This is a genomic window from Chelatococcus sp. KU-N122 (genome assembly GCF_055391085.1).
Window position 1 is genome coordinate 6,935,683 of the sequence record NZ_AP043981.1, and the last position, 11,689, is coordinate 6,947,371.

General features: G+C 68.7%; 10 protein-coding genes. 7 read left to right on the forward strand and 3 right to left on the reverse strand.

Features of this window, described 5'->3' with window-relative positions; translation table 11 throughout:
• Positions 1 to 57 precede the first annotated feature (57 nt).
• Positions 58 to 1,074: an ABC transporter substrate-binding protein gene (locus tag ACZ5PO_RS31425; protein ID WP_464186404.1), complete on the reverse strand. Its 1,017-nt coding sequence runs from the start codon at positions 1,072 to 1,074 to the stop codon at positions 58 to 60.
• Between the two features lie 292 nt (positions 1,075 to 1,366).
• On the reverse strand, positions 1,367 to 1,891 hold the full coding sequence (locus tag ACZ5PO_RS31430) for a MarR family winged helix-turn-helix transcriptional regulator (protein WP_464186405.1): 525 nt from the start codon (positions 1,889 to 1,891) through the stop codon (positions 1,367 to 1,369).
• A 95-nt stretch (positions 1,892 to 1,986) separates the two neighbouring features.
• On the opposite strand from ACZ5PO_RS31430, the gene ACZ5PO_RS31435 reads away from it, so the two are divergent.
• Both ACZ5PO_RS31435 and ACZ5PO_RS31440 read left to right on the forward strand, forming a co-directional pair.
• A complete protein-coding gene (locus tag ACZ5PO_RS31435; protein WP_464186407.1) occupies positions 1,987 to 3,570 on the forward strand; it encodes an MFS transporter in 1,584 nt (527 codons plus the stop codon).
• Between the two features lie 134 nt (positions 3,571 to 3,704).
• Complete coding sequence (locus tag ACZ5PO_RS31440) at positions 3,705 to 4,655, forward strand: D-2-hydroxyacid dehydrogenase family protein (protein ID WP_464186409.1); 951 nt, start codon at positions 3,705 to 3,707, stop codon at positions 4,653 to 4,655.
• Between the two features lie 24 nt (positions 4,656 to 4,679).
• Here ACZ5PO_RS31440 and ACZ5PO_RS31445 read toward each other — a convergent pair whose 3' ends face one another.
• Complete coding sequence (locus ACZ5PO_RS31445; protein WP_464186411.1) at positions 4,680 to 5,678, reverse strand: DUF7064 domain-containing protein; 999 nt, start codon at positions 5,676 to 5,678, stop codon at positions 4,680 to 4,682.
• Between the two features lie 285 nt (positions 5,679 to 5,963).
• On the opposite strand from ACZ5PO_RS31445, the gene ACZ5PO_RS31450 reads away from it, so the two are divergent.
• The 5 genes from ACZ5PO_RS31450 (at position 5,964) to ACZ5PO_RS31470 (ending at position 11,672) form a co-directional block, all read left to right on the forward strand.
• A complete protein-coding gene (locus tag ACZ5PO_RS31450) occupies positions 5,964 to 7,619 on the forward strand; it encodes an AMP-binding protein (RefSeq protein WP_464186412.1) in 1,656 nt (551 codons plus the stop codon).
• A gap of 23 nt (positions 7,620 to 7,642) precedes the next feature.
• The gene (locus tag ACZ5PO_RS31455) at positions 7,643 to 8,854 is read left to right on the forward strand and encodes an ABC transporter substrate-binding protein (RefSeq protein WP_464186413.1); all 1,212 of its coding nucleotides are present in this window, start codon (positions 7,643 to 7,645) and stop codon (positions 8,852 to 8,854) included.
• Positions 8,855 to 8,968: 114 nt separating this feature from the next.
• Positions 8,969 to 9,976 (forward strand): phosphotransferase family protein, encoded by a 1,008-nt coding sequence (locus ACZ5PO_RS31460; RefSeq protein ID WP_464186415.1) that lies wholly within the window; start codon positions 8,969 to 8,971, stop codon positions 9,974 to 9,976.
• Positions 9,977 to 9,983: 7 nt separating this feature from the next.
• Positions 9,984 to 10,364, forward strand: coding sequence for a DUF6285 domain-containing protein (locus ACZ5PO_RS31465; protein WP_464186417.1), 381 nt, complete (start codon positions 9,984 to 9,986; stop codon positions 10,362 to 10,364).
• 108 nt (positions 10,365 to 10,472) lie between these two features.
• Positions 10,473 to 11,672: an ABC transporter substrate-binding protein gene (locus ACZ5PO_RS31470; protein ID WP_464186420.1), complete on the forward strand. Its 1,200-nt coding sequence runs from the start codon at positions 10,473 to 10,475 to the stop codon at positions 11,670 to 11,672.
• Positions 11,673 to 11,689: the final 17 nt, after the last annotated feature.

The window sequence follows — 11,689 nt, forward strand, 5'->3', positions numbered from 1 at the left end:
CTCGTGGCGCTCGACGGCAGGCGCGGGCGCCGCTCCCTGCCCTCGCGCGGCCGGCGCCTATTTCAGGGACGTCTCGAAGATGTGCCTGTCGAGGTCGACGCCGGTCGGCACGTTGGCGTACTCGTTGCCGGTGCGGATCCAGTCCCGCAGCCGCGCCAGATCGACGGGCTTGCCGAAGCCGAAGTAGACGGTGGCGGCGGCGAGCACGCCGGGCGTCTGCTTGTCGAGCGCGATCAGGTCGATCTTCGTCTGCTCCTTGACGAAGGCGGCGCGCTCCTCGCTGCTCAATGTCGCGTACCAGGCGATCGTCTCGCGCAGGGCGTCACGGAAGCGGGTGGCGACTTGCTTGTTGGCGCCGAACCAGGCGCTCGTCGACCACCAGCCGGCGATCGGGCTGTCCTTCGCCAGCTCGAACTTGGTCTTGTCGGAATCGCCGATGGCGTGGAACTTGTACTGGTTGAGCCACTGGTAGGCGTTGACCGCGCTCGACGTCGAGATGACGTCCGCCTGCCGGCTCTGCAGGACCGCCCCGAACGTCGTCTGGTCGGGCACGATGGTGAATTTCACCGCCTTGGGGTCGACGCCCTGCGACACCAGCACGGCCGAGGTGATGGCCTTGAACTGCGGCGGCGCACCGAGCGCGATGGTGGCGCCTGCAAGGTCCTTGAACGCCTTGCGCTCGCTGTCCTCGCGGACGAGCAGGAACTGGTAGGGCCCGGCGCCGTTGTGGGGCGCGACGAGCCCGATGTCGAAGCCGTTCTTGATGGAGGAGAGGCCGGCGAAGATGTCCGCATAGGCGATGTCGGCGCTGCCCTGGACCGCCGCCGTGATGTTGTTGGCGCCGGTGGCGAGCTCGGTGATCTTGATGTCGAGCCCGTGCTTCTTGAAGAAGCCCTTCTGGATCCCGGCCCGGAAGTCCTGCGGCATGACCGAGCCGGACACGGCGGCGATCCGCACCACGGTGAGCGGCGGCCCGTCCTGCGCCACGGCCCGCGGCCGATCCACCAACCCGGCGACGAGCAGCAGCCCGAGCGCCGCCGAGCCCACGGCGGCCACGGTCGTCCTGGAAAGCATATCTGAGATCTCTTATCCATTCGATTTGGAACTTATTTAGATCCCAAATCGGCACCTAAGTCTTATATTCGGCGCGGAGCTTATGAATAAGAACTTTCCCCATCAAGGGATGATTATTCCGTATTGCGCCGCGGACGCAGACGGAGTCCGTCGCCGCCGGGCGCCGCCCGAGCAGGCTTTTTCTCAGGACATCGCTGGGTTGAGGAATGGGCGGGCCGCGTCGAACACGGTCACGACGGGCCGACGGCCGTCCTGGCCGTCCGCCGCGGCGCGGCGCGGCGCGGCGCGGCGCTCAGTCCTCAGGGACCTCGCCGAACCGGGCGGCGAAGTCCGGCGACACGATCACCCCGAGCGCCGCGCGCAGGGCCGCCGCCTCCGCCGGACCGAACGCCGCCTCGAAGCGCCGCTGGGCCGCGCACCAGAGCGCGAACGTTTCGTCGAGCTTGACATGGCCGGCGTCCGTCAGCTCGACCAACCGGTTGCGCCGGTCCACGGGGTCGACCCTGACGGCCACGTAGCCGTCCCGCTCGAGCGGCTTCAGGTTGTGCGCCAAGGCGGAGCGGTCGAGCACCAGCGCGTCGGCCAGGTCGCCGATCGTCGGCGTGCCGAGACGGGCGATCTGCACCAGGATCGAGCGCTGGGTCACGCGCAAGCCGCTGGGCGCCAGCAACGCGTCATAGATCTGCGACACCCGCCGCGTGGCCTTACGCAGGGCCGAGGCGTTGCACGCGCCGACCGCCGCCAGCGGCCGCCGGCTCTCCCCGGCCTGCGATGCCTTGTCCAATTGCCTGTCCGCCCTGGATCCGCGCGTCGCCATTCCCACCCTCCGCTTCTTGTCGCTTGACGGATACTAGCATATGCCCCTAATGAATAATATCGGCATATACCGATAATTACCCATGGAGACCCGACATGGCGACGCCTCCGACCGACGGCCGCAGCGCGCCGGCAACGTTCCGCGTGCTGCTCATCGCCTCGCTGGTCTCGTCGCTGATCATGCTCGATTCCAACATCGTCGCCGTCTCCCTGCCGGCGATCGCGCGCTCCCTGAGCGCGACCTTCGCCGAGATCGAATGGGTGGTGAGCGCCTACATCTTGAGCTTCGCGGCGCTGCTCCTGGCCGCCGGCTCCTTTGCCGACCGCCATGGCCGCAAGCTCGGCATGCTGATCGGGCTCGCGGTTTTCGGTGCAGCATCGGGCGCCTGCGGCCTCGCCGCCTCGTCGCTGACGCTCAATCTCGCCCGCGCCGCCCAGGGCGTCGGCGGCGCCCTGCTGCTGACGGCGTCGCTGGCCGTCATCGGCCATGCCTTCACCGGCGCTGCGCGAGCCCGCGCCTATGCCTTCTGGGGCTCCTGCCTGGGTATCGCGATCACCGCCGGCCCGATCATCGGCGGCGTCATCACCGATACATTCGGCTGGCGCTGGGTGTTCCTGGTCAACGTGCCGGTCTGTGCCGTCCTGCTCGTCGCGACCTATCGGGATATCGCCGAATCCTCGGATCCAGAGGCCAAGCGGCTCGACATCGCCGGCATCGTCACCTTCAGCCTCGCCCTCTTCCTGCTGATCTGGGCGCTGATCGACGGCAACGGCGCGGGCTGGTCGAGCCCGGCCATCCTGCTGCGGCTCGCCGGCGCAGCGATCCTGTTCGCGGCCTTCGCCGTCGCCGAACTGAACCAGCACCGCCCGATGGTGGATCTGGCCCTGTTCGCACGGCCGACCGTCGTCGGCGCGTCCGTCGCCATGGTGGGCTATGCCGCCGGCGCCCAGGTGATGATCTTCTATCTGCCGCTGTTCCTCCAGAACGCCTACGGCTTCGCCCCCATGACGGCCGGACTGGCGATGATCCCGTTCGCGCTGCCCATGTTCCTGGCGCCCCGTGTCGGGGCGGCGCTGGCGGACCGCTACTCGGGCCGCGCGCTGCTCACCTTCGGGCTTGCCATCACGGTCGTCGGCAATGGGCTGTTCTGGGCGCTGGCCCGCGGCGGAGCAGCCTACCCCGCCCTGATCGCGGCCATGCTCGTCGCCGGCAGCGGCGCCGGCCTGCTCAACAGCGAGACGGCGAAGGTGATGATGAACGCCGTGCCGCCGCAGCGGGCGGGCATGGCCTCCGGCCTCGGCGCCACCCTGCGCTTCGTCGGGCTGCTGCTCGGCGTCGCGGGCCTCGGCGCGGTGCTGAGCCACGTGGCCGTCAGCCACTTCGTCGTGGCTGCCGGCCGGTCGGGCCTGACGCCCACCCTCGCCTCTTTGGCGGCGCGGCGCGTCACCTCCGGCGACACGGTCGGCGTGCTGGCCGAGATGCCGGATGCGCTGCGGGAAGGGATCCGGGCCGCGGGCCAGGCTGCCTTCAGCGACGGCTTCGCCGCCGCGAGCCTGCTGGCGGCGCTGGTCGCCGCCGCAGCCGGGCTCGCCACGTTCCTCCTGGTCGGCGAGGCGGAGACGGCTCCGGCGCACGGCGGCACTGCCAAACCGCGCGAGCCCATCGCCGCCATCGAGTGAGAGGTAGGCGGCAGCGCTCCCTGCCCGCTCACCGCGGCGACGCCGCCGAAGCGCCGCAAATCGGGTGCTTTGACGATGGCCGACGTCCCATCGACCTGGCGGTGCCGCCGCCGGCCAACGCAGCGGAGCTTCCCATGCGTGTCGCCATCCTCGACGATTACCAGGGCGTGGCCCTGGAGATGGCGGACTGGTCGCCCGTCTCCGCCCGCGCCGAGATCACCGTGTTTCGCGATCACCTCGGTGACGCCGACGCGGCGGTCGATCGGCTGGCGCCGTTCGACGTGATCTGCGTCATGCGTGAGCGCACGCCTCTCACGCGAGCGGTTCTGGAGCGGCTACCCCGGCTGCGGCTCATCGCCTCCACCGGCCGGCGCAACGCCGCGATCGATGTCGCGGCAGCGACCGAACTGGGTATCACGGTCACGAACACCGGCGGATCGTCGTCCTCCACGGTCGAGCTGACCTGGGCCCTGCTGCTGGCCAGCGCCCGCTCCCTGGTCGAGGAGGCGATGGCGGTCCGCAACGGCGGCTGGCAGCGCACGGTCGGCACCGGGCTCAAGGGCAAGACGCTCGGTGTGCTGGGCCTCGGCAACATCGGCGCCGAGGTGGCGCGTATTGCCCAGGCGTTCGGAATGCGGGTGATCGCCTGGAGCCAGAACCTCACGTCGGAGGCAGCACTGGCGCGCGGCGTCACCCGCGTGGAGAAGGAGGAGCTGTTCACGCAGGCCGACTTCCTCACCATCCACCTAGTGTTGAGCGCACACACGCGCGGCCTCGTCGACGCCGGCACGCTGGCGCTGATGCGGCCGACCGCGCATCTCATCAACACCTCGCGCGGACCGATCGTGGACGAGGCAGCGCTGCTCGGCGCGCTTCGCGCGCGCCGGCTCGCGGGTGCCGCGATCGACGTCTTCGATATCGAGCCGCTGCCGGCCGACCACCCGTTCCGCACGCAGGAGAACCTGCTGGCGACGCCGCACATCGGCTACGTCTCGCGCGAGGTCTACCGGACCTTCTACAGCGATACGGTCGGCAACATCGTGCGCTGGATGGACGAACATGGCGCGGACGGCCGCCCCGCCTGAGCGCCGCCCGCAAAGCCCCGCCGCTCAGAGCGGGTAGCCGACCAAGCGCTCGCCGTCGAGCCGCTCGATGTATTCGGTCATGCCGTAGCCGGTGACGCCGTCCCAGGTGAAGCGCGTGTGGCCCTCGGCGATGCGCGAGGTCACCGTGCGGCCGTCGATCTCACGCCGGTTGCGCAGCGGCGCCAGCGACACGATCTCGCCGGAAATCAGCACCGCGCGCTGCGCCGTCCGCACCGCGAGCCGGACCACCTTGGGGTCCTGGCGCGCATCCCAGTCGGTGATCAGATCGAACTCCTCGACCTCCTCGTACTGCCCGTCGACCAGCAGCACGCCGAGCCGGCGGGTCCGCCCCTTGGCATCGGTGATCTTCAGCAGCATGAAGCCCCGTCCCTGCCCGAGATTGGCGATGAACAGGCGGTAGTAATAGATGTTCTGCCACAGCCGCGGCCCCCAGGAGTGGTCGCGCCAGCCGGCGCCTGCCAGCGGGAAGGTCTCCGCGCCACAGCGGATCTCGCCGGTCACGCGCGTGTGCTGGTTGAAGTGGCCGAGCGAGAAGTCCCAGCCGTACATGGGCTCGTGGTCGGCCGATACCGGCACGCCGCCGTGAACCGGTGAATCCGCCTCCTGCGTAAGCCGCACGAAGCCGGGCACGCGCTGGGCTGCGGCGAACATGCGCTTGGGGTCGCGCAACAGGTCGCGGTCGTCGAGGAGCAGCAGCTCGCCCTCATAGGTCATGCTGACCCGCCGGAGCGGCTCCTCCACCTGATAGCGCAGCCCGCCGGCGTCGAAGCGGTCGTTGGCGGTGATCGACGGGCGCTGGAATTGGCAGGCGATGCGCCCGTCCGGCAAATAGAGGCAGACCGAGAGCTCCGCATACCCCTCGTTGACGCGGTTGCCGAGCCGCATCCAGCCGCCGACGCCGGTGTCGAAGTCGAAGCCGTTGCCATAGACACTCTCGTTGAAGTGCGGCTCAGCCGTCGGCTGATGCATGTATTCGTCGTCGCGACCGAGCTTATACCCCACCTTGCTCCTCCATTGTTTGGATGACCGGCGTGCCCGCCGCTTCCGTTGCTGTCGACGTCAAGGCGATGGACAGCGCGGCGGCCGCCATGCCTCAAAATTCACGCACCGCGATCCAGTTCACGCTTGCTCCATAGCTCGCACTGGACTACGTTACGTCCAAACTGAATGATATTCAATATGGAGGAAACAAATGATCTGCGCGACGCCCGGCCGCCCGTCCATCCTCGCCTAGCCCTGCGCGAGCCGGCGAGAACACCCCTCATGTCACGACCAAGGATGGGACCGGTGGTCGACAGCCCTCAGATGGCGCAGACGCCGTTGCACACGGATCCGCGCATGCCCGCCGTCGAGGACTGCGTCCTGCGGCCCCTGCTCGAGCGGCGCGCTGCCGCCAGTCCCGACAAGACCTTCGCAGTATTCGCGGACGGGACGCGCTGGACCTATGGTGAGACGCTCGACGCCGCCATCCGGACCGCCAACGCGCTGCGGGGGCTCGGCGTGGCCCAGGGCGACACCGTGCTGTCGTGGCTGCCGAACGGCCCCGAGGCGCTGCGCCTCTGGTTCGGCCTGAACATGCTCGGCGCCGTCTACGTTCCGATCAATCTTGCCTATCGGGGCACATTGCTCGAGCACGTCGTCCGCATATCCGACGCCAAGCTCATGGTCATCCACGGCCAGTTGCTGGAGCGCCTGGCCGATATCGCGCCCTCCCGGCTGACGACGGTGGTCGTGGCGATCGGCGCGGCCGACGAGGCCGTGCCAGGCCTCACGGTCCTGGGCCCGGCCGCCCTCAGCTCGGACGACGGGGCTCCGCCGCCCCTCGCCCGCCCGATCACGCCCTGGGACACGCAGACCATCGTCTACACGTCGGGCACATCCGGGCCGTCGAAAGCGGTACTGTCGTCCTATACGCATCTCCACGCCATGGCCTCGGGCTCGGACTACCTGGCCGAGAGCGATCGTTTTCTTGTCAATCTGCCGTATTTCCATGTGGGCGGTCTCTTTCCGACCTACGCCATGCTGATCAGGGGCGGATCGATCGTCGTCGCGGAGCGCTTCGATACGTCGAGCTTCTGGACGATCGTCAGGGAGCGCGAGGTCACGACCTGCATCGTGCTCGGCTCCATGGCGAGCTTCCTGCTCGGCCAGCCGGTCGCTGCCGACGAGCGACGCCATCCGCTGCGGACCGTCCTGATGGTGCCCTACGGCCAGCCGTCCTTCGCGTTCGCCGAGCGCTTCGGCTGCGCGGTGCACACCCATTTCAACATGACCGAGATCTCGATGCCGATCCGCTCGGGCCCCAACCCCGGCCTCCCGGGCGTCGCCGGCCGCAAGCGCCCGGGGGTCGATCTGCGCATCGTGGACGAGAACGATTGCGAAGTTCCGGTCGGCCAGACGGGCGAGCTCATCGTCCGGACGGATTGTCCCTGGGCGATGAACCACGGCTATGCCAACGCGCCGGAGGCCACGGCGGCCGCCTGGCGCAACGGCTGGTTCCATACCGGCGACGGATTTCGTGTCGATGCCGACGGCAATTATTACTTCGTCGACCGCCTGAAGGACGCCATCCGTCGCCGCGGCGAGAACATCTCGTCGTTCGAGGTCGAGACGGAGCTCGCCGCACATCCCGCCGTCCAGGAGGCCGCGGCCGTCGCCTATCCGAGCGAGCACGGCGAGGACGAAGTCCTGGCCGTGGTGACCCTGCGCGAGGGCGCGAGCCTCGATCCGCTCGAGCTGATCCGGTTTCTGGTGCCCAGAATGGCCACCTACATGGTGCCGCGCTTCGTCTGGATCGTGCCCGAGCTGCCGCGGACGCCGACGCAGAAGGTGCAGAAGGCCGTGCTTCGCGCCCAGGCCTCCCAGGCGGAGCTCTGGGACCGCGAGGCCGCGGGCCTCGTCCTGAAAAGTGAGCGCCTGCAACAACACAAGAGCGCAGGCTGACGACCAGCCGGGGGAGGAAGATGATGACGAGATCCATACTGAGGCTGCTCGCCGCAGCCGCTTTGACGGCCTGGGCGGGGGCCGCAGACGCCCAGATCAGCGATGACGTGGTCAAGATCGGCGTCATGGGCGACATGACGTCGTTCTATGCCGACATCGCCGGGCCGGGCTCGGTCATCGCCGCGCGCATGGCGGCGGAGGATTTCGGCGGCAGCGTGCTCGGCAAGCCGATCGTCATCGTCGCCGGCGATCACCAGAACAAGCCGGATATCGGCTCGGCCATCGCCCGGGCCTGGTACGACACCGAGCAGGTCGATGCCATCGCCGACGTGCCCAACTCCGGCGTCGGCATCGCCGTTCACGAAATCACCCGCGAGAAGAAGAAGGTCCTGCTCGGCTCCGGCACGTCGCTGACCGATCTCACCGGCGCCAAGTGCTCGCCCAACAGCGTCATCTGGACCTTCGACACCTGGTCGCTGGCGAACGGGACCGGGCGCGCGCTGATGGAGGCCGGCGGCAAGACGTGGGCGTTCGTCACCGCCGACTACGCCTTCGGCCATCAGCTGGAGCGCGACACCTCCCGCGTGGTGCAGGACGGCGGCGGCCAAGTGCTGGCCACGATCCGCCATCCGCTCAACACGCCGGACTTCGCCTCCTTTCTCTTGCGCGCGCAAGGCACCGGCGCCCAGGTGATCGCGCTCGCCAACGCCGGCGCCGACATGGGCAATGCGGTCAAGCAGGCAAGCGAGTTCGGCATCGAGCAGAAGGGGCAGCGGCTCGCCGCGCTCGTCGCCTTCATCACCGACGTGCACGCGCTCGGGCTGAAGGCGGCCCAGGGGCTGCTCCTGACCGAGGCATTCTACTGGGATCTCAACGACGACACCCGCGCCTGGAGCAAGCGGTTCGTCGCGCGCAGCGGCGGCAAGTATCCGACCATGGTGCAGGCCGGGGTGTACGCGGCCGTCCTGCACTATCTCAAGGCGATCGAGGCGGCGAAGACCGACGACGGCACCACCGTCGTCGAGATGATGAAGTCCATGCCGAGCAAGGACCCGCTCTTCGGCGAGGGCAAGGTCCGCCCCGACGGGCGCCACATCCACCCGATGTATCTCTTCCAGGTGAAGAAGCCGTCGGAATCCGTTGCCCCCTACGACTACTACAAGCTCGTCGGCACCATCCCCGCCGACAAAGCCTTCCGCCCGATGAGCGAAGGCGGTTGTTACCTGGTCAAGTAAAAGGGCGCACCTCGACGTGCCTGCAAAATACATGGGAACCAGCATGATTGATCCTGATTTGCGGATCGGTACCGAGGCCGGCCGTCATAGCGGTCCGGCCGCTCCGGGCTCGCCATGGCGATGAGCGCTCCAGCCGACGAGGTGCGCGACAAGCTCGCGCACGCGCTGGCGCGCCAGGTCGGCGCGTCCGCATCGATCGAGAACGTCGTCGTGCCGACCTTGGGAGGCAGCAACCGGACGATCATCTTCGATCTCGTGGATGGCGCGAGCCGCCGGCGCATGGTCTCGCGCCAGGCGACCTACGACGGCGACGACAATCCCTTCCTGCCGGCTGCCGCGCAGTTCCGGGTCATGCGGCTCGCCTACACGCATGGCTTTCCGGTGCCGGAGCCCATCCTCCTGTTCGAACCTGGCGACGGCCTGGGCGAGGGCTTCGTCACCGCGTTCGTCGACGGCGAGACGATGCCGTCGCGGATCATTGGGGGACGGCAGCTCGAGGCCGTGCGGCCGCGCCTTGCCGCCCAGGTCGGCGAGCTGCTGGCCCTGCTCCACCGCATCGATCCGGCGCAGGCGCCGGAGCTCGCTGCCACCCGGGACAGCATCGATCCCCTCGCCGCCCAGGTCAGGCGCTACGACCTCTACGACGAGCCGCACCCGGCGATCGAGCTCGGCCTGCGCTGGCTGGAGCTCAACCGCCCGGATCCGCAGCCCCGGGCGCTGCTGCACGGCGACTTCCGCACCGGCAACCTGATGGTCGGCGCGGGAGGCATCACGGCGGTGCTCGATTGGGAGTGCTCGCACCTCGGCAACCCGGCCGAGGATCTCGGCTGGCTCTGTACGCGATCGTGGCGCTTCAACCGCCCCGACCTCGTAGTCGGCGGCTTCGGCGACCTCCGGGACCTGCTCGACAGCTACGCGGCCCACGGCGGCCGGCGCATCGAACCGGACGAGGTGCGCTATTGGCAAATCTTCGGCCTGGTCCGCTGGGCCATTCTCAACATCATGCAAGCGCACGGCCACGTCTTCGGCGGCCGGCGGGACGTCATTTTCGCGGCCTGCGGCCGCAACACCAGCCTGATCGAACATGATCTGCTGATGACGCTGCGCAACTCCTACCAATGAGGCGGTCATGAGCCAGTATCGTCCGGCGATCGACAACCTGCTCGCCAGCGTGCGGGAGGCCCTGGACCAGCTCGTGCCCCAGCTCGAGGGGGAGGCACGCTACAAGGCGCAGGTCGCCTCCTATGTGGTCGGCATCTGCGAGCGCGAGCTGACCATCGGGCAAAGCCATCCGGAGGCCGACCGCACGGCCTGGACGGAGCTGCTCGGCCGAGACGCCGACGAGCCTGAGCCGACGACGCGAGAGCTCTGCGCCGCGATCCGCGCGGGGCGGCTCGACGATCGGTTCGCGGCCGTCGTGGAGACGGTTCTGGCCCGCACCGTCGACGACGTGCGGGTGGTTCGGCCGAGCCATCTGGAGCGGTCCGGCGCGGCGGCCGAGCCGCGCTGATCACGAGACCTGCGAGAAGACCGTCGAAGGCGGCGCCCGGAGAACCGCAAGCAGACGACGCCCATCGTCCTCGTGCGATGGCCGTCGACCAACACAGGGGGGATCATCATGGTGAAGAGCGTAGTCTTGTGCGCCGCTGTCCTGGCGGCCTTCACGACCGGCGCCGCAGCGCAGGTGTCGGTCAAGCTCGGCGTGCTGAACGATCGCTCCGGCCAGTTCGTCGATCTGGCCGGTGACGGCTCCGTCATCGCCGCCGAGATGGCGGCGGAGGACTTCAAGGCCGCGGCGAAGGGCATCAAGGTCGAGATCGTCTCGGCCGATCATCAGAACAAGGCGGACATCGGCGCCGCCGTCGTGCGCAAGTGGTTCGACCAGGACAACGTCGACGTGGTCCTCGACGTCCCGGTCTCGTCGGTGGCGCTCGCGGTCAACCAGATCGCCCGTGAGAAGAACAAGATCCAGATCAACTCCGGCGCCGGTGCGGCCGAGCTCACCGGCACGCAATGCACGCCGAACACGATCCAGTTCACCTACGACACCTACGCGCTGGCCAACGGCACGGCGACGGCGCTGGCGAAGGCCGGGGGCGACACCTGGTTCTTCATCACCGCCGATTATGCCTTCGGCCACTCGCTCGAGCGCGACGTCACCAGCTTCGTGCAGAAGGCCGGCGGGCGCGTCATCGGCGCGGTCAAGCACCCGCTGGGGACGGCGGATTTCTCCTCCTACCTGCTGACGGCGCAGAGCTCCAAGGCCAAGGTCGTCGCCCTCGCCAACGGCGGCGGCGACACCATCAACGCCATCAAGCAGGCGGGCGAGTTCGGCATCGCCCAGGGCGGGCAGAACCTGGCCGGCATGCTGATCTTCATCAGCGACGTCCACGCGCTCGGCCTCAAGGCGGCGCAGGGCCTGGTGCTGACCTCGCCCTTCTACTGGGACCTGAACGACGGCACGCGGGCCTTCGCCAAACGCTTCGCCGAACGGCGCGGCGGGCGCATGCCGACGATGATCCACGCGGGCGTCTATGCCGGCGTCCTGCACTACCTGAAGGCGGTCGATGCGCTGAAGGACAAGGACACCTCGAAGGTCCTCGCCTGGATGAAGGCCAATCCCACCGACGATCCGCTGTTCGGCCAAGGCCGTATCCGGCCCAACGGCCGCACCATCCACGACATGTACCTCTTCAGGGTGAAGAAGCCCGAGGAGTCGAAGGGCCCCTGGGACTATTACGAGCGGCGGGCCACCATCCCCGCCGAACAGGCCTTCCGCCCTGTCGGCGAGACCGGCTGCCCCCTCGAACCCAAGTAGCGCCCGGCAGGAGGACG

Coding starts and splice junctions, on each gene's coding strand:
- ACZ5PO_RS31425 (WP_464186404.1), bottom strand. CDS start 1,074: ATGCTTTCCAGGACGACCGTGGCCGCCGTGGGCTCGGCGGCGCTCGGG.
- ACZ5PO_RS31430 (WP_464186405.1), bottom strand. CDS start 1,891: ATGGCGACGCGCGGATCCAGGGCGGACAGGCAATTGGACAAGGCATCG.
- ACZ5PO_RS31435 (WP_464186407.1), top strand. CDS start 1,987: ATGGCGACGCCTCCGACCGACGGCCGCAGCGCGCCGGCAACGTTCCGC.
- ACZ5PO_RS31440 (WP_464186409.1), top strand. CDS start 3,705: ATGCGTGTCGCCATCCTCGACGATTACCAGGGCGTGGCCCTGGAGATG.
- ACZ5PO_RS31455 (WP_464186413.1), top strand. CDS start 7,643: ATGACGAGATCCATACTGAGGCTGCTCGCCGCAGCCGCTTTGACGGCC.
- ACZ5PO_RS31460 (WP_464186415.1), top strand. CDS start 8,969: ATGGCGATGAGCGCTCCAGCCGACGAGGTGCGCGACAAGCTCGCGCAC.
- ACZ5PO_RS31465 (WP_464186417.1), top strand. CDS start 9,984: ATGAGCCAGTATCGTCCGGCGATCGACAACCTGCTCGCCAGCGTGCGG.
- ACZ5PO_RS31470 (WP_464186420.1), top strand. CDS start 10,473: ATGGTGAAGAGCGTAGTCTTGTGCGCCGCTGTCCTGGCGGCCTTCACG.